Annotated in this window: 22 protein-coding genes; 10 read left to right on the top strand and 12 right to left on the bottom strand. The window is 43.3% G+C overall.

The genetic code is table 11. The features are described from left to right. Positions 1-97: 97 nt before the first annotated feature. Positions 98-1,417, top strand: coding sequence for a dicarboxylate/amino acid:cation symporter (locus OCW38_RS05710; RefSeq protein ID WP_371956731.1), 1,320 nt, complete (start codon positions 98-100; stop codon positions 1,415-1,417). A 167-nt stretch (positions 1,418-1,584) separates the two neighbouring features. On the opposite strand, the gene OCW38_RS05705 is transcribed toward OCW38_RS05710, so the two are convergent. From OCW38_RS05705 to hisC, 5 genes are all read right to left on the bottom strand, one after another. Beyond that, positions 1,585-2,892: a TRAP transporter large permease gene (locus OCW38_RS05705; RefSeq protein ID WP_010438025.1), complete on the bottom strand. Its 1,308-nt coding sequence runs from the start codon at positions 2,890-2,892 to the stop codon at positions 1,585-1,587. A 21-nt stretch (positions 2,893-2,913) separates the two neighbouring features. Next, positions 2,914-3,393 (bottom strand): TRAP transporter small permease, encoded by a 480-nt coding sequence (locus OCW38_RS05700; protein ID WP_010438022.1) that lies wholly within the window; start codon positions 3,391-3,393, stop codon positions 2,914-2,916. A gap of 67 nt (positions 3,394-3,460) precedes the next feature. Continuing rightward, complete coding sequence (locus tag OCW38_RS05695) at positions 3,461-4,420, bottom strand: TRAP transporter substrate-binding protein (protein WP_010438019.1); 960 nt, start codon at positions 4,418-4,420, stop codon at positions 3,461-3,463. Positions 4,421-5,111: 691 nt separating this feature from the next. Next, positions 5,112-5,885 carry an ABC transporter substrate-binding protein gene (locus OCW38_RS05690; protein ID WP_010438016.1) on the bottom strand — a complete coding sequence of 258 codons (774 nt, stop codon included), beginning with the start codon at positions 5,883-5,885 and terminating at the stop codon, positions 5,112-5,114. A 10-nt stretch (positions 5,886-5,895) separates the two neighbouring features. Then, positions 5,896-7,014 carry a histidinol-phosphate transaminase gene (gene hisC, locus OCW38_RS05685; RefSeq protein ID WP_016783865.1) on the bottom strand — a complete coding sequence of 373 codons (1,119 nt, stop codon included), beginning with the start codon at positions 7,012-7,014 and terminating at the stop codon, positions 5,896-5,898. 182 nt (positions 7,015-7,196) lie between these two features. Between hisC and OCW38_RS05680 the strand changes: the two genes are divergently transcribed. The 6 genes from OCW38_RS05680 (at position 7,197) to OCW38_RS05655 (ending at position 10,801) form a co-directional block, all read left to right on the top strand. Further along, entirely contained in the window at positions 7,197-8,084 is an 888-nt protein-coding gene (locus tag OCW38_RS05680; protein ID WP_010438010.1) for a LysR substrate-binding domain-containing protein, read from the top strand. Between the two features lie 285 nt (positions 8,085-8,369). Beyond that, positions 8,370-8,618, top strand: a complete 249-nt coding sequence (locus OCW38_RS05675; protein ID WP_010438008.1) for a hypothetical protein — start codon at positions 8,370-8,372, stop codon at positions 8,616-8,618. 133 nt (positions 8,619-8,751) lie between these two features. After that, entirely contained in the window at positions 8,752-9,318 is a 567-nt protein-coding gene (locus OCW38_RS05670) for a septation protein A (protein WP_016768375.1), read from the top strand. Positions 9,319-9,513: 195 nt separating this feature from the next. Then, positions 9,514-9,912 carry an acyl-CoA thioester hydrolase YciA gene (yciA, locus tag OCW38_RS05665; RefSeq protein WP_010438001.1) on the top strand — a complete coding sequence of 133 codons (399 nt, stop codon included), beginning with the start codon at positions 9,514-9,516 and terminating at the stop codon, positions 9,910-9,912. A gap of 195 nt (positions 9,913-10,107) precedes the next feature. After that, entirely contained in the window at positions 10,108-10,404 is a 297-nt protein-coding gene (locus OCW38_RS05660; RefSeq protein WP_010437999.1) for a YciI family protein, read from the top strand. Between the two features lies 1 nt (position 10,405). Further along, the gene (locus OCW38_RS05655; protein ID WP_010437997.1) at positions 10,406-10,801 is read left to right on the top strand and encodes a GspS/AspS pilotin family protein; all 396 of its coding nucleotides are present in this window, start codon (positions 10,406-10,408) and stop codon (positions 10,799-10,801) included. Positions 10,802-10,908: 107 nt separating this feature from the next. On the opposite strand, the gene metE is transcribed toward OCW38_RS05655, so the two are convergent. Next, positions 10,909-13,263, bottom strand: a complete 2,355-nt coding sequence (gene metE, locus OCW38_RS05650) for a 5-methyltetrahydropteroyltriglutamate--homocysteine S-methyltransferase (RefSeq protein ID WP_016789268.1) — start codon at positions 13,261-13,263, stop codon at positions 10,909-10,911. Positions 13,264-13,544: 281 nt separating this feature from the next. Between metE and OCW38_RS05645 the strand changes: the two genes are divergently transcribed. Then, the gene (locus OCW38_RS05645) at positions 13,545-14,456 is read left to right on the top strand and encodes a LysR substrate-binding domain-containing protein (RefSeq protein ID WP_016768377.1); all 912 of its coding nucleotides are present in this window, start codon (positions 13,545-13,547) and stop codon (positions 14,454-14,456) included. Positions 14,457-14,594: 138 nt separating this feature from the next. Here the strand turns inward: OCW38_RS05645 and OCW38_RS05640 are convergent, their stop codons facing one another. Next, complete coding sequence (locus OCW38_RS05640) at positions 14,595-14,795, bottom strand: DUF4250 domain-containing protein (RefSeq protein ID WP_010437991.1); 201 nt, start codon at positions 14,793-14,795, stop codon at positions 14,595-14,597. Positions 14,796-14,910: 115 nt separating this feature from the next. Next, the gene (locus OCW38_RS05635; RefSeq protein ID WP_016768378.1) at positions 14,911-15,591 is read right to left on the bottom strand and encodes a hypothetical protein; all 681 of its coding nucleotides are present in this window, start codon (positions 15,589-15,591) and stop codon (positions 14,911-14,913) included. Positions 15,592-15,922: 331 nt separating this feature from the next. On the opposite strand from OCW38_RS05635, the gene OCW38_RS05630 reads away from it, so the two are divergent. Then, positions 15,923-18,229 carry a YgiQ family radical SAM protein gene (locus tag OCW38_RS05630; protein WP_016788829.1) on the top strand — a complete coding sequence of 769 codons (2,307 nt, stop codon included), beginning with the start codon at positions 15,923-15,925 and terminating at the stop codon, positions 18,227-18,229. Positions 18,230-18,341: 112 nt separating this feature from the next. Here the strand turns inward: OCW38_RS05630 and OCW38_RS05625 are convergent, their stop codons facing one another. Then, positions 18,342-19,052, bottom strand: coding sequence for a helix-turn-helix domain-containing protein (locus OCW38_RS05625; RefSeq protein WP_010437972.1), 711 nt, complete (start codon positions 19,050-19,052; stop codon positions 18,342-18,344). Positions 19,053-19,195: 143 nt separating this feature from the next. On the opposite strand from OCW38_RS05625, the gene OCW38_RS05620 reads away from it, so the two are divergent. Further along, a complete protein-coding gene (locus OCW38_RS05620) occupies positions 19,196-20,401 on the top strand; it encodes a benzoate/H(+) symporter BenE family transporter (protein WP_010437969.1) in 1,206 nt (401 codons plus the stop codon). Positions 20,402-20,487: 86 nt separating this feature from the next. Here the strand turns inward: OCW38_RS05620 and OCW38_RS05615 are convergent, their stop codons facing one another. From OCW38_RS05615 to OCW38_RS05605, 3 genes are read right to left on the bottom strand one after another with little or no spacing between them, the layout of a single operon-like run. Then, positions 20,488-20,952 carry a GtrA family protein gene (locus tag OCW38_RS05615; protein ID WP_010437967.1) on the bottom strand — a complete coding sequence of 155 codons (465 nt, stop codon included), beginning with the start codon at positions 20,950-20,952 and terminating at the stop codon, positions 20,488-20,490. Next, positions 20,939-22,429: an ArnT family glycosyltransferase gene (locus tag OCW38_RS05610; RefSeq protein WP_010437965.1), complete on the bottom strand. Its 1,491-nt coding sequence runs from the start codon at positions 22,427-22,429 to the stop codon at positions 20,939-20,941. The genes OCW38_RS05615 and OCW38_RS05610 overlap by 14 nt, the downstream gene beginning before the upstream one ends. Further along, positions 22,426-23,445, bottom strand: a complete 1,020-nt coding sequence (locus OCW38_RS05605; protein WP_010437963.1) for a glycosyltransferase family 2 protein — start codon at positions 23,443-23,445, stop codon at positions 22,426-22,428. Before OCW38_RS05605 ends, OCW38_RS05610 begins: the two co-directional genes overlap by 4 nt. Between the last annotated feature and the right edge of the window lie 58 nt (positions 23,446-23,503).

Below are 23,503 nucleotides of genomic sequence, written 5' to 3'. Positions count from 1 at the left end.
GTGACATTTGATTACTGCTTTTTGATAGACTTTCACATCCGCTCATATTGATAAATGTAAAGGATACGTGTAAAACTCTTCACGAAATAATTCGCCAATGGTACATCGTACATTGGTGGGTAGTTCTGGGATTTTTATATTTAGTAGCACAGAGGTTATGGAAGTGTTAAAAGAAAAGAGTTTACTAAGCAACATCGGCGTTCAAGTCGTTATTGCAATGATCATCGGTACCCTAGTCGGAGCGATGATGGGTGAGAGTGCAACAATGTTCGCTCCACTGGGTGCTATCTTCATCAATTTGATCAAGATGCTGGTTATCCCTCTAGTAGCAGTTGCACTAATTTCAGGCGCTGCTGGCTTAGGCAATAGCTCATCTGCAGGTAAAGTTGGTGTAACTACACTGGGTTACTTTGCACTAACATCTGCACTTGCTGTAGCACTAGCACTTGTTATGGGTGAAATATTCGAACCAGGTCGTGGTATCGATGTGACTGGCGTTGAAGGCATGTTCTCTTCTGAATACGCTGCGAAGGGCGAACTTCCAACGTTCTGGGCAACCATCACTGGCATGATCCCTACCAACGTTTTCCAATCACTGAATGAAGCAAACATTCTGCAAATCCTAGTTTTCTGCTTGTTCTTTGGTATTGCGATTTCTAAACAAGCAAAAGAGAAACGTGACCCAATCATCAATGGCGTAAACGCGATTGTTGACGCTATGGTTTGGATGATCAACAAGGTTATGATCATTGCACCACTTGGCGTATTCGGCCTAATGGCAGAAGCAGTTGGTACATTCGGTTTTGGCGCACTAATGGTTGTGTTCAAACTTTTCGTCGTGTACATCGCTGCGATTCTGATCTTCGGCTTTGTGGCTTACCCACTGATGATTCAAATCTTCACTAAGACTTCTGCGAAGAAGTTCCTCGTTGCAATGAAGAAGCCTCAAGCGGTTGCACTATCAACAGCCTCTTCAATGGCGACACTACCAGTAACAATGGAAACGGTAGAGAAGGAACTTGGCGTTCGTAACTCAACGGCTTCATTCGTTCTTCCTCTAGGTGCGACGATCAACATGTCTGGTAACGCAATTTACTACGGCCTAGTTGCTATCTTCTTCGCACAGCTGTTCAACATCGACCTGTCTATGGGTGCTTACGTTGCTATCATCGTAACCTCTACGTTAGGCGCAGTTGGTCAAGCCGGTGTTCCAGGTCCTTCTTTCCTAGTAGTTGCGGTTCTTCTAGCGGCTGGTATCCCTATCGAAGGTCTACCTCTGTTGTTCGCTCTAGACCGTATCTTCGACATGATCCGTACTGCTCTGAACATCACTGGTGATGCAGCATGTGCAGTCATCGTTGACTCTCTGATCGAAGACGAAGTACAAGAAGCTGAGCTAAAGAAGCAACAAGCTTAATTAAAAGCCAATCGGCTTAATCGTAAGTTAAGCAAATTAACAATGATGTCTTTTAATAAATAAAACCGCCTTCATCGAAGGCGGTTTTTTAATTTTAAATAATTAGCAGTCCCTGAAAATCACTCGTTAACTTTCGGTATAGAACTGTCACTATTTATTATCTGCCATTAGTTTATTAAACCAAATGCGCGAGGCAACGCTAAACTAATTTCAGGAATGAACGTAATAGCCAGCAATGTGACGATCAATACGGCACAAAACGGCATGATACTTCTTATAACATTCTCAATCTTGGATCCACTGACACTACAACCTACAAATAGCGCGGTACCAACGGGTGGCGTTGCAATACCAATACATAAGTTGAAGATAATCATCATCGCGAAGTGAATTGGGTGCATACCTAAATGTTCAGCAATCGGCATAAAGATAGGGGTAAAGATCAATACGGCAGGCGTAAGATCCATAAACATCCCCACAATCAGTAGAATCAAGTTCATCAGGATAAAAATGATGATCGGATTATCTGAAATAGAGAGCATCCAATCACTGATCATTGTTGGTAGACCGGTAAAAGCCATAGCCCATGACATGATGGTTGAAGCACCAATCAAGAACAGCATGATACCCGTGACCTGAACGGTTTCTCTACAGATTATCGGAAAATGCGCCCATTTGAGGGTTCGGTAACAGAGCGACAGAATAAAAGAGTAAAGAACCGCTATACATGCCCCTTCTGTTGCAGTGAATATACCACCAATAATACCGCCAATAACAACAACAATAAGCCCTAAGCTTGGCGTTGCTTGCCAAACAATATTCAACACATCTTTCGTTGTGAAGCCGTCATTCGCACTTGTTTTGTAGCCTTTCTTTTTAGCAATGAAATAGGCTACGACCATACAGCTCAAACCCATTAAAATACCTGGGACATAACCCGCGATAAACAGAGCCGCGACAGATGTTCCGCCCGATACCACTGAAAATACGATCAATGAATTACTCGGCGGTATCAATAATCCTGCTGGGCAGGATGCAACGTTTACTGCTGTTGCTAAATTTTTATCATAACCATCTTTTTCTAATTCAGGGCCTAAGGTTTTACCCACTGCTGCTGCTGCTGCAACGGCGGATCCTGAAACAGCGCCAAACATCATATTTGCAAAGATGTTAACGTGAAAAAGTGAGCCAGGGATCCAACCAACCAAGAGCTTTGCAAGGTTGATAAGCCGACTAGCGATACCACCCACATTCATTATATTGCCAGCGAGGATAAAGAAAGGGATTGCTAATAAACTGAAACTATCAATACCGGTAATAATTTTTTGACCCGCAGTAATACTGGCGACTTCAAACGGCAAAATGAAATACATGATCGTTAAAGATGACATGGCAATTGCAATCGCAATCGGCATGCTTATCGCGATCATGAATAAGAATAGGCCTAACAGCCAAACACCAATGGACAAATCCATAATATAGAGTCCTTTTAAAACTTACTTTTTGTTGGGTTCACAAAAAAGATCAAACGTATTCATGACCAAATAGATGAGGATAATAACGGCTGAAATCGGCAATATTGAATAAACCGTCGACATCGGTAATTGTAATGCTGGAGAGAGTTGTTGCGTGGTTCTTCCCATTAAAGCGATGCCACCTTGAAGCATGGCTAAAGAGACAAACGAACCAGAGATCACATTGATAAGTACTTGTAATGCGATATGTGCTTTACCCTTAAGATAACCATCCAATAACGTTATTGCTAAGTGTCCTTTGATACCGAATAAATAACTTGCTCCTAATAAGCCAAGCCAAACCATCGCATAACGAGCAAGTTCATCAGTCCAGTTGCTTGGGTCATTCAAAACATAACGACTAAAAACCTGCCAAGTAACTGTAACGACAAGTAACATTAATGCAAAAGAAGAGACAAAAAGAATCAACCTATCAAGTAGGTTTCTGAAAGTTGCTAACATGGTGTGATACCTCAAAAAATTTTGCCTTAGCAAAGCCAAGGCAAAATTATATTTTCACTAATACTGATTAAAGAGCTTCAATTTTTTCAATGAATGGAGCTAGTTTTGGATCTTTTTTCGCTTCATCAATCATAGGTTTAACAGCAGCGCGGAAAGGGGCTTTATCAACTTCAACAAACGTTACGCCTTCTTTCATTCCTTTCTCTTTGTTCATGTCATCTGTTGCGTCCCAGATTTTAATCTGCTCTTCAAGAGACTCTGCTGCTGCTTCTTTTAAGATTTTCTGCTCTTCTGCAGTTAATGAACCCCATTTATATTCTGAAATAATGATCACATCAGGTGTCATCATGTGCTGATCCATAGAATAAAATTTAGCGACTTCACTGTGTTTCATTTCAACTAAGCTAGAAATATTGTTTTCAGCACCATCAATTACGCCTTGCTGAAGTGCTGTGTAAACCTCATTAAAAGGGACAGGTGTCGCTTTACCACCTAATAGGTTCACCATTTCCATCATGGTTGGAGAACCAGGGACTCGAACTTTCATGCCAGCAAGATCGGCAGGTGAGTTAATTGCTTTTTTAGCGTAGAAGCTACGTGTACCTGAATCATAGAATGTAAGACCAATGAAGCCTTTACCTTCACTTGAAAGCAACATCTCTTGTGCAGCTTCACTTCGCATGAACGTTCTCATGTGTGGAACATCACGGAATAAGAAAGGCAGTGCATTAACTTTAAAAGTTGGTTCAAAAGATTCTGCTAATCCACCGTTGATTTTAGCCATATCAATCGCACCGGTAACAACTTGCTCAGCTTGGTCACGTTCAGAGCCTAGTTGACCGTTTGGGAAGATCTTAATCGTAAGGTCACCATTCGATTTTTCTTTAACCTTATCAGCCATGATCACCATCCCTTGGTGAGCCGCGCTTTCTAATGACATTGCATGCCCTAAAGTCAACGTTTTTGCTTGAACGCCAAATGCCATAAGAATTGATGCCGCTGTAATCGTCAGTAAGTGTTTTTTCATGTTCTTCTCCAGAATCCATTTTTGTAAGAGGTACAGTTTGTATATGGCACGTTATAGCTGAGCTTGAAATCTAACGTTCAATTGCATATCGCTCATAGCAGTAACGTTTCATTACAATATTCTTACCTTATGATTTTTGTATTACAATACGATGTGAAAATAATGTGGTCTGAAGCTCATTAATCAACCAGAGAGATGGTTTGATTGTGATATCAATCATACTTGCTATACCACCCTGTCATTTAGATCGTAAAACGACCTAATTTAGCGCTAATTTGTAATTTTCGTTGATTTTTAAAGCAGACACAAAAAGCCTTAGTTACAAATAGCACAATATCTTTGTGTTATTTTAAGACTTAATTTGTACAGGTTACCTGGAGATATGGCATAAGTTGGAAAGGTCTCTAACTAGAAACAAGTGAGTTAGAAATAGCTTGAAATAGAACATAAGTTGAAGATTAAGCTGAAAAAGTACTGATTTAAACTGACTATTCGAGCCAGAGTTAGCATTCCGTAACAGAGCAACAGAAGACGTCTTGCCATATTTGACTATCCATACTTAACCATATAGATAGAATAGAAAATCCGAGGGCCAACTTGCCCTCGGATTAAGCTTTCGAGAAGAAGGTTTCAATCAACTGAAACCACCCCATTCATTATATTGGATCTAAAAAAGCTGTCTGATCTTTGGCTATAAATCACTGCCATAGATATCAAACGTGAAGTACTTGGCAGCAATTTTGTCATAAGTACCGTTAGCTCTGATCTCTTCAATCGCAACATTGAATTGATTAGCTAGCTTCGAATCCTGCTTTCTAAGTGCTAACGCAGTACCCTCACCGATATAGGCTTTATCCGTTACGGCTTTACCCTTGAATTCAAAACCCTCACCTTCTTTCTTATCTAAGAAAGCCAGTGAAAGTTGATCTGAATTACCAAAAGTCACATCTAAGCGACCATTTTGCAGGTCCAAATAAACTTCATCTTGCCCAGTATAACGCTTGATGTTTGCGACATCCCCAAACTTGTCGGTTACGTAACGATCGTGAATCGTTCCTTGCTGTACTCCAATAGTTTTACCATCGAGACCTTGCTTATCAATATCAAACTTTGCACTTTTGGCTGCAACAAACACAGCGGGTGTTTGGTAGTACTTATCCGTAAACAATATTTTGCTTTTACGTTCTTCGGTAATGCGCATAGACGCCATAATCACATCTGACTTTCTTGCTAATAAGCTAGGAATTAATGAATCCCAGCTTTGCGAAACCCAAGTACACTCTAATTTTGCCTGTTCACACAAGGCGTCAGCTATTTCAATATCAAAGCCAACAGGTACGCCTTCGCTATTTTTATAATTGAATGGCGGATACGTAAAATCTGACGCCAAACGGATTTCTTTTGCCTGTACAGTGGTACCAAGTAAAGCGGCCGCACAAGCGATTCCTAGTATTATCTTTTTCATCATTGCCATCCTAGATATGATTTTTATCAAGTTGAAATTGAGGTTCTTGAGATTGTTGTTTCTGTTGTAACTGTGCTTGGTAGCTTGCTAGTGACGCTATAACTTCAGTCATACTCTCAGGGCTACCAATAGTGATCCGAACACAGTTGCGTAATGCAGGTTCATGGTTTTGGTTCCTGGTCACAATGCCATCTTTCGCCAATACACTGAACACTTCATGTCCTGGTTTTTGGCGTAATAAAATGAAGTTGGTCGATGATGGATAGACATGTTCTATGAAATCAAACTGCGTTAGCTCGTCAGCAAAGCGGTCACGTAACTCCACAAGCTTTGAAGTTGCATCTGACATCACCAAGATTCGTTCAGCAGATAAAGCCTCCAATACAATTTGAGAAGAGCAATCAGGCATTGGGTAAGGCGGAATAAGCTTAGCGACATACTGCATCACATTTTTACTCGCCAGAATAAAACCACAACGAACAGCTGCTAATCCAAACGCTTTCGACAAAGTACGAATCACCACTAGATGAGGATAACGCTCAATAAGGCTCACCGCCGACGTCTGAGGTTCAAATTCAATATACGCTTCATCCACCACCACCAAAGATTTACCTTCGGTTCCCTCAAGCACCTGAATCAAATCTGATTTAGGAATCACGTTACCCGTCGGGTTATTTGGTGAACACAGAAAAACAATATTTGCTCGATCGGCTTTTTTGACGATATCAGCGACATCTAGGCTAAAATCTTCCTGTAATGGGGAGTCGAGTGTTTCAATCGCCAATGCGTCGGCACAAAATTCATACATCGCGTACGTTGGGGAGCAAATCAGTATATTATCGCTCGCTGGTTTGCAGAATGTTCTGATCAGCAAATCAATCGCTTCATCTGCTCCTCGAACGGCTAAGGTCTCGGCATCAGTTCCACAATAAGCTTGGTAAGCCTTGGCAATATCTTGCGGAAAAAAATCTGGATAACGGTTATAACTAGTCTCGTTTTGAAACAAAGCGCTTTCCAACTCGTTGGCATTTAACCAAACACGTCCGTCACCACCAATTCTTCTTGCCGATTGATAAGGTATTAATTTTTTTACAGCCTGAGGCACTAAGTTGTCAATAAATGATGTCAAAGAACTATCCCTTCCACTCAATCACAATGTCTTCACCACTTGCCTTCATATTCAAAATAGATGCGTTATACACATATTGAATCACAAATGATGAGTAAGTATTTGCATTCAAACAGAACACTATTGATAAATGAATCGAAATAATTACATAATAGCCATGATTAAAATTCATAGGTATAGACATGAATAACACGTTGCCTTCAACTAAAACCTTGCTCGCCTTTCTGTCAACGGCAAGGCATCTCAACTTTACACGCGCGGCACATGAACTCAATGTCACGCAAGGCGCGGTGAGTCGGCAAGTTTTGACGTTTGAAGAAAATCTTGGGTGCGACCTTTTCTATCGTCATGCTCGGGGGTTGTCATTAACACCCAAAGGAGAAGAACTGGTTCCGCTCATCCAAGATACAATTCAGCGACTGCAATCCGCACTGAACCAAGTGGCGAGTTCCCCTTCCAAAATTAAGCTAAACGCACCGAGTTGCATTACCTCTTGGTTGCTACCAAAACTGATGTCTTTTCAAGAAGCCTACCCTGAGATTGATGTTGAGCTCACTTCTACCATCAAGCATGTTTTTGAGCCAAGTTTTGACCCGTTCGATGCCGTGATTACCTATGGCAAGAAGCCGAGCCAACAATCGATCGTCAGCCAGTTATTGTTCAACGAGCAACTCGCACCCGTCTGCCAAGCGCAAAGCATCAAACCCAATCACCTTACCAGTGGTTCCTCTTCTCTAATCAAACCGCATCAACTCGCTCACTACACGTGGTTACACGCCAACAATGAACAAAGTGATTGGCGACTTTGGTTGGAGCACATAGGAAGTCATGACCTTTCGAGCAAGAATAACCAACAGTTCGCAACACTCGATCAAGCGATGAATGCAGCTATTCAAGGATTTGGAATTGCGATAGGCGACATCACGCTTGCCAAGCAAGATATTGATTTAGGCAGATTAGTCAAAGTGAGTGAAGACAGTGTCTTTTCAGGAAATGGTTACTTCTTAATTCAGCCCAAGAATCGCCAAAATGTATCCCTAACTACATTGGTCGAGTGGCTTGTCGGTTAACAACGGGGGAATTGCCAAGCTCAAAGACCATAAGGCTTCAGTAAAGCGTCATAATGAGAATGACAACGTTCTCAAAATAAAACTATTTTCCGTCAGCGACGTATTGTTTGGTTGAGAACAGAATTAGCTTTCACTTAACTGATTGAAAAAAGAATCAATTCAATTTGATAACAGAAATATTCTGTGTCTGTGACCCAAATGGCATTCGAATTGCTTTGTCATAGATAACCCAAACAATTTACAGCAGGTTGTCTTTTCTTCGCACCCTGCCACGGAGGATAGGCTATGACCTTACAAAGACATACATATTACGGCTTAATTCACCATGGGGTTAAAACCTTATTAATGGATAGAATCGGCCACTTCACAGAGCGTGAATATCACGAGTTTCTCGACCTAACGACTGGCAAATCAACCTGTTTTGCGATGAGCGAGCAAGAACTCGAAAATACGCTAGATGATTTGAAAAGTGAGGGTTACCTTGAAGACATCAAGAAACTGATACCTCGCTACCAAACCACATCAATGCGATAACTGGCTTGAAATCGTTATAAACGATTAGCGGTTAGATGGAATTAATTGTTACCCAATTGTCTCGGGCTATTTAGCATCGGGACAGTTTTCGTTAGACTGTTGGCAACTCAACTAACTGGACATTCAGTGCCACATGAAACAAATTCTTGATTTCATTCCTCTCATTATTTTCTTTGCGCTGTATAAGATGTACGACATCTACACAGCTACAGGCGCATTGATTGTTGCTTCTGCAGTACAAATCGTTTTGACGTACATTATCTACAAGAAAGTAGAGAAAATGCAGATCATCACATTTTTGATGGTTGCCGTATTTGGTGGCATGACCATCTTTCTGCATGATGATAACTTCATAAAATGGAAAGTAACCATCGTTTATGCATTGTTCGCTATCGGCCTGACCGTCAGTCACCTAATGGGCAAGTCAGCGATTAAAGGCATGCTGGGTAAAGAGATCACACTTCCTGAAGCGGTATGGAGCAAGATCAACTGGGCTTGGACTTTATTCTTTACTCTATGTGCCATTCTCAACGTTTACGTTGCTTTCAGCCTACCCTTGGATGTTTGGGTAAACTTCAAAGTGTTTGGCTTACTGATCGCTACTTTTGCATTTACCTTGCTAACGGGTGTCTACATCTATAAGCATCTACCAAAAGATCAGCAGAACGAGTTAACGGATAAAAATACCGACGAGAAGTAACCCTAAGGGATGAGTCCTCATCCCCTTTTTGATACAATTATTATCAATATGCTATTTAACAGTGGCCAATGATACTCGTGATCATTGGCCACTGATTGTTTGTGTTCGGTGAATACGTTAAAAATACGACCACCGCGAGCGCGGCAAACACATCTATTTAAATTTAAAACAATCAATACCATTAAGAGTACAACAATGACTATTCAATCAACTTTGAACCCGATTGGTTCTTTACTTCTTCGCACATTGGCGATGCCTTCTGATACCAATGCAGCAGGCCAGATTTTCGGTGGTTGGATAATGTCTCAGCTTGACCTTGCTGGCGGCATACTGGCGAAGGAGATCTCTAACGGCAAGATTGTCACTGTTTCAGTATCGAGTATTGAGTTCAAACAGCCGGTTTCAGTGGGTGATGTTGTGTGTGTTTATGGTGACTGCACCAAGATTGGCCGTAGCTCGATGAATATCGACCTAGAAGTATGGGTTAAGCCTGTACTTGATCACGGCATCGGCGACCGATATAAGGTTTGTGGAGCAACGTTCAACTACGTTGCTGTCGATGAGGGTGGTAAGCCTCGCCCGATCAATAAATAGTACTTTTCACCAAGCTGCTAATGTAGACGGTCTTTAGTTTCAACGAATGAAATCGCTAAAGACCATACTTCTCTCTCGCACCATTTCACAATTTCTTATCATTAGCTCTTCCAATACCAATTAGTTCGCGTAAATTAGCAAGATAGCGAATTTAAACGCCCCCAATTCAGTGAAGTAAAATAAGGATATACCAATATGTGGTACGTGATTTTTTCTCAAGACGTCGAAAATTCATTAGAAAAGCGCCTAAGTGTTCGCCCACAACATCTAGAACGCCTGCAAACACTTCACGATGAAGGCCGACTTTTGACTGCTGGCCCAATGCCTGCGATTGATTCAGACAACCCTGGTGAAGCCGGCTTCACTGGCTCTACTGTAATTGCTGAGTTTAATTCTTTAGAGGACGCACAGGTATGGGCAGACGCAGATCCGTACATTGAGGCAGGTGTCTACCAAAATGTCATTGTAAAACCATTCAAGAAAGTATTTTAACGTGAAAAAATGGATTATTGGCTCTCTGGCTTTAGCTCTGCTCGCAGGCTGTGCTTCAAGTGAGCAAGACCAACAAAGACAGCTTGAAATGATGGCGCAACACCGTGCTGGCGTTTTATCTGCCGGCCTGCCGATTGAGTATGGCCCACTGTCAGTCATGCGTGTACTGGCAAAAAACACCGTTATCGAGATCATGATGATCTACAACCAAGACGCTAAAGGTGCTAAGCCTTTAAACCAAGTCGTAGATATGAGTGTTAACAGCTACTGCACCAACTCTGAAGTTAGAGCAAACCTTGACATGGGCTTGGCTTACAACATTAAGGTTCGCAACACTCGCGGACAACTGATGGTTGAAAAGCTAATCAGCAAAGAGACATGTCAGAGCATTAACTAGATTTGATTTCTAACGTTAAGCTAGTAACAAACAAGAAAGGCCTTGCAGATGCGAGGCCTTTCTTTTCTCAGACTTTTGTTTTTAGAACGATAACACCCTAGCTTTAATTATGCTGATGCTTCTGCCGACTCCCACTCTTTACGCAGCATTTTAGTCGCTGAAACTAAATTAGCCAGTGCCGCTTCTGTCTCTGCCCAGTTACGCGTCTTCAGCCCACAATCAGGGTTTGCCCACAAACGTTCTGCTGGGATTTTCTTTGCCGCTCTCTTAAGTAAATCAACAATCCACTCTTCTGAAGGAATGTTTGGTGAGTGGATGTCATAAACGCCAGGCCCAATCGCATTCGGGTAGTTGAACTCTTCAAACGCTTTCAGCAGTTCCATGTTCGAACGAGAAGTCTCTATGGTAATCACATCGGCGTCTAGCGCAGCGACTGAATCAATGATCTCGTTGAACTCGCTGTAACACATGTGGGTGTGAATCTGAGTTTCTGGTTTAGCACTCGCAGCTGAAATCTTAAAGGCATCCACTGCCCACTCTAAGTATTCTGCATGGTCACGCTTTTTCAATGGCAAACCTTCACGAATGGCAGGCTCATCAATTTGAATAATGTTGATACCTGCGTCTTGCAAATCAGACACCTCATCTCGCAACGCAAACGCCAGTTGATTGGTTATCTCTTTGCGTGAAATATCTTCACGTGGGAATGTCCAACACAAGATAGTAACAGGCCCAGTTAGCATGCCTTTCATCTGCTTTGAAGTCAGAGATTGAGCATAGGTCGACCATTCCACCGTCATTGGTTTTTCACGCTCGATATCCGCAACCACAATCGCAGGTTTCACGCAACGAGAGCCATAACTTTGTACCCAACCAAATTTGGTAGTTTGGAAGCCTGCTAGATTTTCAGCAAAGTACTCCACCATATCATTACGTTCAGCTTCACCATGAACCAGTACATCCAAATCAAGTGCTTCTTGTCGTTTAACCGCATCCGCAATATGACCTTTCAACGCGGTGTTGTATTCCGCTTCACTCAGTTTGCCAGTGCGGTAAGCACTACGCTGAACACGGATCTCTCCGGTTTGTGGAAATGAACCAATTGTTGTGGTTGGCAATAATGGTAAACCTAACACCTCAGACTGATGTGAAGCGCGTTCGGCATAAGGAGCACTTCGCTCGGTTAGGGTTTTGGTAATGGTGTTAATACGAGCTTGAACCTGCGGCTTATTCACATGAGTCGCGCTCTTGCGTGCAACAATCGGCTGGCTGTAGGTTTCACACGCCAAGATAGCATTGTGGTTACCGTCTAGTGCCGCACCCAATATACTCACCTCGGTCACTTTCTGTTTCGCGAAAGCAAACCAACTCTTCACTTCATCGCTGAGTGAATCTTCTAACTCAAGGTCGACTGGACTATGCAAAAGTGAACATGAACTTGCTACCCAAAGTTTGTCTCCTAGCTTCTCTTTCACTGGTTGTAGTAACTCTAGTTGAGCGGCTAAATCAGCTCGCCAAACGTTTCGTCCATTAATCACCCCTGCTGAAAGTACCCAGTGTTCAGGTAACTTACCCACTACTTCATCAAGTTGCTGTGGTGCTGCTGCTAAGTCGATATGTAGGCCATTAACTGGTAGCTCTACTATCTTATCTAAGGTATCAGTCACCGAATCAAAATAAGTAGTGAGCAACAGTTTTACATCACCTTGAATCACTTGATACGCCAACTTGAATGAATCTGCCCATTGACTCTCAAGCTCAAGAGAAAGAATTGGTTCATCGATTTGAACCCACTCAACCCCCAACTTAGCGAGTTTTGCCAAAATTGCTTGGTAAGCGGTAAGAAGGCGCGGAAGAAGAGATAAACGATCAAAACCCTCCTCCACTTCTTTACCAAGATATAAATAAGATAACGGGCCTAACAAAACTGGCTTCACCTTATGCCCGGATTTTATCGCTTCACTCACTTCGTCAAACAGTTGTGGCCAGCTCACTTCAAAGGAATCGTCTTTGCTGAACTCAGGCACAATGTAATGGTAGTTGGTGTTGAACCACTTAGTCATATCAGAAGCCGCAGAGCTATCTTTAGTGCCGTCACTAGACGTATGCGTACCACCGCAACAAGTCGACTGAACCTGAGATTGACCACGCCCCACACGGAACAAAGTATCTAAATCTGGGAAGGATTTTTCATCTTCAGAACCACCAGTATGGCGCTTTGGTACGTGGCCTAGAAGTAAAGTCGTTGTTAATACATGGTCGTACCATGCGAAGTCACCCGCAGTTGCAAAGCTAAGATTCGCGTCAGCTTGTACATTCCAGTTACGATTTCTTAGTTCGCTACCGAGTTGCTTTAAATCTGATTGGCTAATCTCACCGCGCCAGTATTTTTCTAAAGTGAATTTGAGTTCGCGTTTTTCGCCGATACGTGGGTAGCCTAAAATATGCGTTGTCGTAGTCATGAACCTGTTCCTTATTCAATAATTTTTAGTGTTCGATCAAACAGCCTAGCTTATGGTTTAAGTTCTTTATAAGGCGTCTGGATGGCTAAACTATCTCCCTAATCTGAACGATGAACAACGTCCAAATATTCATCTTGTTTATTAAAAATATTCATCTTGAATAATCTAAAGCTGAAAAAATCAAATCCATCTGGACATCTAGACGTTTACAAATGAAAGAAAACCCCGTAGGGTGATTATTAAGAAATATTGAATTGGCTTAGGGAATATGAGGAAAACTCATGATAGAGCTTAAACACCTTCGAACATTGACTACCTTAAGAGACAGCGGCTCGCTAACAGCGACGGCAACTTCTCTTCACTTGACTCAGTCGGCGCTTTCTCACCAACTGAAAGACCTTGAGGCGCGTATCGGTGGTCAGCTTTTCCTACGTAAAACTAGACCAGTTAAGTTCACCTCTGAAGGTGAGATTTTGCTTAGGCTTGCCGATGAGATACAGCCAAGAATAGCTAAAGCGGAGAACGAACTCGCGAGCCTGAAAGAGGATGTGAATGGTCGTTTGCACATGGCGATTGAATGTCACTCATGCTTCCAATGGTTAATGCCTGCTTTGAAGGAATATCAAGTGGCTTGGCCAAGCGTAACGCTAGATTTCTCGTCAGGCTTTGGGTTTGAGCCGCTACCCGCGCTAATGGCAGGCGAGCTAGATTTGGTGATCACCTCTGATATACAGCCTCGCTCTGAGGTTCACTACGAACCACTCTTTGATTTTGAGATGCGTTTGATCACCGCAATCAACTCACCTTTGGCAGAAAGAGCGAGCATTGAACCGCAAGATCTTAGCGATCTCACCATGCTCACCTACCCTGTTCAAAAACAGCGTTTAGATGTCGTGAAGCACTTTTTACAGCCTGCGGGTGTAGAACCTAAAAAGTGGAAACAAGCGGACAACACGTTAATGCTAGTTCAAATGGTATCAGCAGGTTTGGGAGTAGCGGCTCTACCAAACTGGGCGATCAGTGAATTCTCAAGACAAGGGCTGATTGCCAGCAAGCCATTAGGCAAAGGACTATCAAGAAGACTGTTCGCAGCGGTAAGAAACTCTGAGAAAGATAAACGTTACCTGCAAGCTTTCTTTAGCACGGCAAGACAGCAAAGTAAGAGTCACTTAGATGGCATAGAGGTCGTTTAAAGATGATTTATGGCTAAGTTAAGCTCGATCGATTCGTCAGAAACAAAAAAGTCACAGATAATCTGTGACTTTTTTTCTCTCAACACCCACAACACGCGATGCATGTCATTTTCGATAAAAGATGCGCTAATCTTTAGCTTATCTCGAGTAAGACTTAAACTGGTTAGTCAATGGATCGTATTGATAGCCAAGCATATCGAGCTTACCCACAACACTTTCTGTATCCATTTCATACATGCTGATCAGCTCTTCAAAGCTATCGCATTCTAGGCGAAGTTTTTCATTAACGATTCCTAGCAAAATAATGCTATCGAAACCTTTGACGTTGCTTAAATCCATCTCGTACTCCTTACGAACACACTGACTAGAGTTAAGTTTAGAACGCTTACCAACGTCACGCTAAAAAACAGATCACACTTCTTAACAAGAATACGTAATTAATGAAAGTGCGTGATTAAAGCGCCCAAACTGGCGTTAAACCCACAACGGCCACCAATAACATCAACAACGAAATACTCAGTTGAAGCTTTTCAGGCGTTCTTGCGAACAGTAAATGCCAACACCACACCACGATTGAGGAGATCAACAAAGCAAAACTAAATAGCAAAGTGGAAATCACAGGTTCTAATTGAGCTTCAGACAAAGAGTAAACACTCACGACGGTCGCCAGTACTACCAACATACCGGTTAGCACGCCCACAACAGGAAGCACTCGATGAAATGCCTGCAACCGTGTCCTTGCAATCGTCAGTAGTAGATGGCCAAACGCTGCTCCTAACAGTACCACTAGCAGCAAAGTAGTAATGATACCAACAGCGGTTGCTTGCTCAGTCGCTTGTATAGCAACATATGACAACGCTAAACCACAGGCCAAGTACATCACCCAGATAGGACCAGAATCGCGAGTCTTCTTGGTTTGAACTTGAGAATAGAAATAAAAGATCGCGAACACGACCAGAAAGGCTTCAATTTTTACAGAAGCAACAGCAAGCCAAAGCACGCCAATCGCAGGTAACATCTTGTGGATACGACCACGCTGTCCTGGGCAGATATCTCCTTTCACCAAGATGAGAGTTAAGATCAGTTGGGCTCCTAGAAGCATCGGAGCAAATTGTACTAATAACGTTTCGACCATTGTGGATCTACTTATTCAGACTTATTTTCGCCGAATAATATCAAAAACTGCTGCGAACACTAATCAAAATCACAAATTAGCGACGTTACTCAAAGCTTAAACTATGATGTTGTATGGCTCTTTTGTCAGTTACATGACCAAAATGACGAAAGACATCAGAACTAACAGGGGCATGTTCTACTGGCTAGTCTAGTCTCATGCCGCTATAATTCCCGCCTCAAAAATCAGAGGTTGAAATATGTACAGCGATATCACTCCTATTCACGAACACAAAAAATACTGGGCCGAGTGCTACGGAACTGCACCCTTTTTACCGACCAGTAGAAAGGAGATGGATGCTCTTGGATGGGATAGCTGTGACATTATTATTGTAACAGGTGACGCGTATGTCGATCACCCGAGCTTTGGTATGGCTATCATCGGCCGCCTTCTTGAAGCTCAAGGTTTCCGCGTCGGCATTATCGCCCAGCCTAAGTGGGATAATAAAGATGCATTCATGAAGCTAGGAAAACCTAACCTATTCTTCGGCATCACCGCGGGTAACATGGACTCCATGATCAACCGCTACACCTCTGATCGCAAATTACGTCACGATGATGCTTACACGCCAAATAACGAAGGTGGTAAACGTCCTGACCGTGCAACTCTGGTTTACTCTCAGCGTTGTCGCGAAGCCTACAAAGGCACGCCAATCGTGCTTGGTGGTATTGAAGCAAGCTTACGTCGCGTAGCTCATTACGATTACTGGTCAGATAAAGTTCGTCGCTCTGTATTGTTTGATGCAAAAGCTGACATTCTTCTTTTTGGTAACGCTGAGCGTGCACTGGTTGAAGTCGCGCACCGCATTGCTGATGGCGAAGACATGTCTACGCTAACGAATATCCGTGGTACTGCAATCAATATTGCTGCAGCCCCTGAAGGCTTCAAGATCATTGACTCTTCTCGTATCGAAAAACCGAACAAAGCGTATGTTCCGGTTAACCCATACGAAGTTGAAACGCAGTGTGATACCAAGAAAGACGAAAAAGAAGAAGTAAAAGCACAACCGATTACGATTCGTCCTTCTCGCCACGATGCAAAAACAACAGCGGTTCGTATCCCAGGCTACGAAAAGCTAAACAATGACCGTATTCTTTACGCTCACGCTAGCCGTATTCTGCACCTTGAGACAAACCCGTACTCAGGTCGAGCTCTAATCCAACGTCACGGAGATCGCGAACTTTGGGTTAACCAAGCGCCAATTCCATTGACCACAGAAGAGATGGACTACGTGTTTGGCCTTGCTTATAAGCGTGTTCCGCACCCTATGTACGGCAAAGCGAAAATCCCTGCATACGACATGATCAAAACCTCGGTTAACATCATGCGTGGTTGTTTTGGTGGTTGTTCTTTCTGTTCAATCACAGAGCACGAAGGTCGTATCATTCAGAACCGTTCGAAAGAATCTATCTTGGATGAAATCGAAGACATTAAAGATAAAGTACCGGGCTTCACAGGTACTATTTCTGACTTGGGCGGCCCAACGGCGAACATGTACCGTTTAGGTTGTTCAGATCCAAAAGCAGAAATTAACTGTCGTCGTCCATCATGCGTGTTCCCGAAAATCTGTGAAAAGCTAAACACAGACCATCAACACACCATCGACCTGTACCGCTCTGCGAGAAAAGTACCGGGCGTTAAGAAGATCATGATCGCTTCTGGTGTACGTTACGACTTAGCGATTGAATCTCCAGAATACGTTCGTGAGCTTGTGACTCACCACGTTGGTGGTTACTTGAAGATTGCTCCAGAGCATACTGAAAAAGGCCCGCTGGATCTGATGATGAAGCCGGGTATGGGCACTTACGATCGTTTCAAAGAGATGTTCGAGAAGTACAGCGCTGAAGCCGGTAAGAAACAGTACTTAATTCCTTACTTCATCTCTGCTCACCCGGGCACAGAAGATGAAGATATGCTTAACCTTGCAATGTGGCTTAAAAAGCACAACTACGAGTGTGACCAAGTACAGAACTTCTATCCATCGCCAATGTGTAATGCAACGTCGATGTACTACTCAGAGACTAACCCTCTGAAACGCGTGAAATATAAAAAGCGTGAAGATGTTCCTGTACCGAAAGGTGATCGTCAACGTCGTCTACATAAAGCCCTGCTTCGTTACCACGATCCTGAAAACTGGAAAATCATCCGTGAAGCGCTGATCAGCATGGGTAAACAGCACCTAATTGGTGACAAAGCAAACTGCCTAGTACCCGCAGAAGACTTTGATACGCAAACACCGGCACAACGTCGTAAATCTGGTCGTCACGGCTCACAACGTTTTGCAACTAAGCACAGTAAAGCTCAACCGGGTCTTGGCGGCGAAAGCCCACGTAACCATTCTAAGCCTGGTGGCAATAAGCCTAAACCGGGTGGTAAGAAGCCAACAGGTAGCCAAAACAACGGCAATCAGGGCAACGGAAAACAGAACGGTAATGGTAATAAACCAGCGACTGGCTTCATCAAAAAAGCCCCTGGTAGCCAGCAATCGCAAGGCAATAGCGGCGGAAATAGCAAGCCAAACCGCAGTAAAGCGGGCAATGGTCAAGGTGGTAAACCTGCGAGTAACGGCAAGAATCGCCAACGCGCAACACAGCGTTAATATAGCTATAGCGACTTCATTTACTTGGTTATCATATTAATAAAAAGCGCAGCTATTTAGCTGCGCTTTTTTGTATCTTGAAACATGACGACATTATCTTAAGTACCACCAACTATGACCGCTGCCATTGATTAGGGTAATGGATAATATTGTGGAAAATGGCTTTTTCTTGCCCTGTATTTTTATAACCATGACGCTGTTCTGCATTAAAACGAACGGCTTGTCCCGAGCTTAACTCATGCCAACTATCATCAAAGAAAACCGCCATTTGACCTGAAATACACAAAATATGCTCCGTCACACCGGCACTATGAGGTTCAGAGAAATGTTGATAGTTTTCTGCCAACCTAAGCTCATACAATTCGAAGCCTACAGATGGCTCAAAAGGGAACACAACACTTACCGAGAAACCGTCCTTCAAGCTTTCGTCGCGTAATATATTCGCATCTCGGAACAAGCTCACCAGTTCGTTGTTTGAAGAAGGCAAAATCAAACTTGAGAATGACACATTAAACCCAGTAGCTATTTGCCATAGTTTTGCGACCGTTGGACTAGACTCACCACGCTCAATCTGACCAAGCATAGCTTTGCTTACCCCAGTCGCTTTCGCGGTCGCATCGAGGCTCCATCCTTTTTCTTTACGAATCCGCTTTAGATTTTGGCTTACCTGCAATTCGGTTTTCACGTTCAAGTTATTTTGTACACTTAAAGCTTCTCCTGCATTCGAAACTTCATCTGCTTTCAAACGACCTTCGGCATTCAGGCTACCCATTACATTCAAGCGGTCTTCTGTATTCACGTTTTTCGACATGTTTTCGTTCATCTACCTATTTGAGTTTGCTCGTATATTAAATTGTTACGAATAGCTATTACGAACAAGTTTATACAAATAGCACTTGTGCGCTATAACGCACAAGTGCTAAGTTACTCCTATGTATGTTATAACGCACAACGAGAGTGGTGAATATGGATCAAGTTAAGTTTTCTCATATCAGTACTGGTTTCATTGCAGTATTTATCGGTTATGCGAGTGCGGCGGCGATCATTTTCCAAGCTGCTAGCAGTGCTGGCGCGAATCAAGAGCAAATTGCATCTTGGTTTTGGGCACTTGGAATAGGTATGGGCATGTCAACTCTTCTACTGTCATGGCGATATAAGCAACCGATTGTGACGGCTTGGTCTACACCGGGTGCGGCTTTACTCATCTCATCGCTGGATGGACTCACCGTAGAACAAGCCGTCGCGATCTTCCTATTTAGTTCGCTCCTCATCACCATTACAGGTCTAACAGGGGTTTTTGAAACACTTCTTAAGCGAATACCTACGTCAATCGCCTCTGCAATGTTAGCGGGTGTGTTGTGGATGTTTGGCATCGGAATGTTTTCTTCTATGTCTCAAGAAGCTGTCATCATCAGCACTATGCTAGCCGCTTATATTCTCGCTAAACCTAGGTTTGGGAATCTTTTGATACCTTTTATTCTACTACTCGCAGCCATGATGAGTGGCATCGCGGGAAAGTTGGATTTATCGAATGTGAACTTAACGCTGACTCAACCTATGTTCATCACACCCGATTTTGACTGGTCATCTTTATTGAGTGTAGGGATTCCCCTATTTATTGTGACAATGGCATCCCAGAACTTACCGGGTTTCGCCGTATTAAAAGCCAATGGTTATAACCCACCAGCATCTCGAATTATAACCACAACAGGCGTTACCGGTTTATTGCTTGCGCCATTTGGCGGTTTTGCTTTTAATTTATCGGCACTGACAGGGGCAATATGTATGAGCCCAAACGCGGATCCGAACCCGAAGAGCCGCTACAAAGCGGCTTTAGCTGTAGGCGGTTTCTATTTATTGGCAGGAGTATTCGGAACAACCTTTGTCTCTCTGTTTTCGTCTGTTCCTCAATCCATCATCGTAGCTATCGCTGGGCTAGCTTTGCTACCGACATTGGCTAACAGCTTAACAACCGCACTTTCGGATGAAACACATAGAGAAGCGGCGTTATTCACTTTTTTACTGACCGCATCTGGGATTAACTTTGCCGGAGTCGCCAGCGCATTTTGGGGGCTTTGTTTAGGTTTAATTTGCTACACAATCAAAAACTGGCAGTTAGAAGTCGCTAAAACAAAACAAACCCAGCCCAAACGGGCAAACACAGGAAAATAGCAGAGTCAAAGCTACCGTTCTCCTCGCTTAGCAATCACCTTAAATGGAAGGCAAGTCATTGGATGGCTTGCCTTCCATTTACTTGCCTAACGAGTAAATACCCAATATTGACTGAACAGGTAGTTAGTCACCATACCAACCAAGGTGCCGACGGCCATTGCGATAAATACAACCCCAGTAATAGGGGGAAGCAGACCCGTCATTAGTTTGAAGCACAGTATATTAGGTACTGCAGATATCGATGCCGAAAACATGAATTTTTGCCACTGAATCAATTTTTCAGACCAATTACCCTGCCCTCTAAACCCAAAAGTAAGCACGCGATTACCAAACCATGTGGTCGTTGCAGCGGCAATGAAAGAACCAATTCGTGCAATCATTAGGGGTACTCCAAAGGCGTAATGCAGCAATGCAAACACTAAGCAATCAACAACAAAACCGCCAACACCAACCACTGCGAACCGAACCATCTTGTGATGGGACTGCAGCCTTTGACTGTGTATCTGCAGCTTGTTATTGAGCATTCGTAGCCCTGAGTTAACGCTGAACATCACTTTGGCTTTTAATATGACTCAACGACAAAGTTGGTTTGCTCGCTTGGCTATGACAGCTGAACAAAGCGCGTTTTATTTTCACCGTAGGTTCCAAAATACAGGTTAACGCGTTGTCTTTAATCTTGGTTTCTACTTCCACCCTTTTACCTATCAAATAGAACTTGTCGATTCCGTCTAGTTGCTCTACATCAAGTAGCTTTTTCGCTTGTCCTTGGCTATAAAATTGCCCAGAGAACGGTCGTTTTCCTACATAAAAACTTGGCGCTGAATCGGTGATCTGTTCGAAGATAATACGGTCACTCTTCTCGTTCGCCTTACCTAAGTTTAGGTAAACCATCGCAATCATCAGCAACACTGGCAGAACTAAAGCTACGCTCGAAAACCACTTCTTATCTTTTTCCACAACAAGTATCGCGACCAGTAAACCAAGGGCTGGAATACCCGGCAACACATAAGCGGGAAGAATATTTCCCGCCATAGTAAAAAGAATCAGAGGTGAAATTAACCAACACACAAGGAAGGAAAATAACCCACGATTTTTGGCATTAATCTCTGCAATTTTCTTACGTCGAGTAAACGCCAATACAGGTAATACAAGCGACCAAGGGACAGCAGCTTGAATCCAGAATACCCAGATCATACCTCTCGCTTGATCATGTGCAGAACCGTATAAATCTCCCTCCCAACCACTCACCACAAAACGCTTAAAGTGCTCGCCAACAATGAAGTAATCAATAAAACCCGGTGTTGCCATTTCGGCCATGATGTACCAAGGTAAAGCGATCACTAGCATCACACCTAAGCCAGACAACAATGGAAAGCGTTGCCAAAGTACTTTAAAAGCACCAAACAAGCCGTGTTGTAAAACCAACCAAGGGAATACAGCGATCCCCATAATGACAATTGCAACAGGCCCTTTTGCAAGCAGACCTAGTGCTAACCCAATAAAGCCGACATAGCCCCAAAAAACTCCATTAGGCTGCGGACTTCCTTCTCTTTCCCAATCCTCTCCACCTAGCCAACATAAGTAAAAGCCCAGCATCGCAATAGTCATAGCTAACGTTAATGCCATGTCTGTCATGACGGCACCTGCCGCGATAGAGAAAATGCCGCATGTCGCCAATACAACTGCAGCGACCAAGGCACTTTGACCGGTTCGCTTAGCCATGTATGCAACTAGCAAAATCGTCGTAAAACCAGCTAACCAATGCGGAGCACGCACAGCAAACTCACTCAGGCCGAACAACTCAATACCAGCCGCACTCATCCATGTGAACAACGGTGGCTTGCCCCAGAAAGGAATGCCGTAATCAAACTGAGGCGTTAACCAATTCCCAGTTTCAACCATCAAGCGAGCCATCTCCCCGTAGCGCGCTTCGGTGGTGTCCATTAACGGGTATGTCGCCAAAGATAAAAGTCTTAAAATCAGTGCAAAAGCCAACAAATACCATAGGTGTGTTCGGTTCAGGCTCATGCTGACTCCTCTAATTTAAAATGTGTTTTTAATGCAGGGGTATCGACCACCGATTGGATCAGATAAAGAGGGCGATTCTTGGTTTCAATGAAAATACGACCTATGTACTCCCCCATTAAACCAATACTCAGGAGTTGAATGCCGCCAAGAGCCAGTTGTACGACCATCATTGATGGATAACCCGTGGTTGGCTCACCAAACATCATGGTTTTAAACACGATGACCATTCCATACACAAAAGCAATCAGCGCGACTAAGCCACCCAATGCTGTAGCAAGGCGCAGTGGTCGAATTGAGAACGAGGTAATGCCATCCATCGCCAATCCAATAAGCTTCAGGTAGTTCCATTTGGTCTCACCACAGAAGCGAGCATCACGCTTAAATTGGAGCGTTGCTTGTCGGAAACCCGGCCATGAGAAAATGCCTTTCATATAACGGTTACGTTCTGGAAGTTGATTAATATGGTCGACAACTTCTCGGCTTAACAGTCGGAAATCACCCACATTCTCAGGAACATCAATCTTCGCAGCCACATTCATTACTTTGTAAAAGCTCGCTGCTGAAAACTTCTTAAACCATGTTTCACCGTCGCGCTGGCTACGCTGCATATTGACGACGTCATAACCCTCGCGCCACTTGGCAATCATTTGCGGGATCAGTTCGGGTGGATCTTGTAAGTCAGCGTCTAGCAAAATCACCGCTTGTCCACGACAGTGCTCAAGGCCTGCGCTCATCGCTGATTCTTTGCCAAAATTACGGCTTAAACCGATAACAGAAATTGAGCTATTGATTGAAGTGAATGAACTCACCAACTCCAAGCTGTTGTCTTTACTTCCATCGTCGACATAAACGATCTCGCTCGTGATCGGCAAGCTATCAAGAACTTTAGTGAGCCTAGAGTGGAACTCTTCCAACACCTCTTGCTCATCGTAAAAAGGCACAATAATAGACAGAGATACAGCAGGGTTGATCTGCGATGTAGATATTTTAGGGCGGCTAATATGAAGTTCAGACATAATACATTCTTCCATTGACTAATCTGCAGTCAATCTACTCGCCCATAAGTGAAAGTTA

This window comes from Vibrio cyclitrophicus (genome assembly GCF_024347435.1).
In the GTDB taxonomy this organism is placed as follows: Bacteria; Pseudomonadota; Gammaproteobacteria; order Enterobacterales; family Vibrionaceae; genus Vibrio; species Vibrio cyclitrophicus.
The sequence above is the reverse complement of the archived record's forward strand: the minus strand, read 5'-3'. Positions and strand labels throughout refer to the sequence as shown.

Excerpts from the sequence above, each read along its gene's own strand:
- OCW38_RS05710 (WP_371956731.1), top strand. The coding sequence starts at position 98 with ATGGTACATCGTACATTGGTGGGTAGTTCTGGGATTTTTATATTTAGT.
- OCW38_RS05620 (WP_010437969.1), top strand. The coding sequence starts at position 19,196 with ATGGATCAAGTTAAGTTTTCTCATATCAGTACTGGTTTCATTGCAGTA.
- OCW38_RS05660 (WP_010437999.1), top strand. The coding sequence starts at position 10,108 with ATGTGGTACGTGATTTTTTCTCAAGACGTCGAAAATTCATTAGAAAAG.
- OCW38_RS05645 (WP_016768377.1), top strand. The coding sequence starts at position 13,545 with ATGATAGAGCTTAAACACCTTCGAACATTGACTACCTTAAGAGACAGC.
- OCW38_RS05705 (WP_010438025.1), bottom strand. The coding sequence starts at position 2,892 with ATGGATTTGTCCATTGGTGTTTGGCTGTTAGGCCTATTCTTATTCATG.
- OCW38_RS05625 (WP_010437972.1), bottom strand. The coding sequence starts at position 19,052 with ATGAACGAAAACATGTCGAAAAACGTGAATACAGAAGACCGCTTGAAT.
- OCW38_RS05605 (WP_010437963.1), bottom strand. The coding sequence starts at position 23,445 with ATGTCTGAACTTCATATTAGCCGCCCTAAAATATCTACATCGCAGATC.
- OCW38_RS05695 (WP_010438019.1), bottom strand. The coding sequence starts at position 4,420 with ATGAAAAAACACTTACTGACGATTACAGCGGCATCAATTCTTATGGCA.
- OCW38_RS05700 (WP_010438022.1), bottom strand. The coding sequence starts at position 3,393 with ATGTTAGCAACTTTCAGAAACCTACTTGATAGGTTGATTCTTTTTGTC.
- OCW38_RS05670 (WP_016768375.1), top strand. The coding sequence starts at position 8,752 with ATGAAACAAATTCTTGATTTCATTCCTCTCATTATTTTCTTTGCGCTG.
- OCW38_RS05615 (WP_010437967.1), bottom strand. The coding sequence starts at position 20,952 with ATGTTCAGCGTTAACTCAGGGCTACGAATGCTCAATAACAAGCTGCAG.
- OCW38_RS05640 (WP_010437991.1), bottom strand. The coding sequence starts at position 14,795 with ATGGATTTAAGCAACGTCAAAGGTTTCGATAGCATTATTTTGCTAGGA.
- OCW38_RS05635 (WP_016768378.1), bottom strand. The coding sequence starts at position 15,591 with ATGGTCGAAACGTTATTAGTACAATTTGCTCCGATGCTTCTAGGAGCC.
- OCW38_RS05630 (WP_016788829.1), top strand. The coding sequence starts at position 15,923 with ATGGATGCTCTTGGATGGGATAGCTGTGACATTATTATTGTAACAGGT.
- yciA (WP_010438001.1), top strand. The coding sequence starts at position 9,514 with ATGACTATTCAATCAACTTTGAACCCGATTGGTTCTTTACTTCTTCGC.
- OCW38_RS05610 (WP_010437965.1), bottom strand. The coding sequence starts at position 22,429 with ATGAGCCTGAACCGAACACACCTATGGTATTTGTTGGCTTTTGCACTG.
- OCW38_RS05680 (WP_010438010.1), top strand. The coding sequence starts at position 7,197 with ATGAATAACACGTTGCCTTCAACTAAAACCTTGCTCGCCTTTCTGTCA.
- metE (WP_016789268.1), bottom strand. The coding sequence starts at position 13,263 with ATGACTACGACAACGCATATTTTAGGCTACCCACGTATCGGCGAAAAA.
- OCW38_RS05690 (WP_010438016.1), bottom strand. The coding sequence starts at position 5,885 with ATGAAAAAGATAATACTAGGAATCGCTTGTGCGGCCGCTTTACTTGGT.
- OCW38_RS05675 (WP_010438008.1), top strand. The coding sequence starts at position 8,370 with ATGACCTTACAAAGACATACATATTACGGCTTAATTCACCATGGGGTT.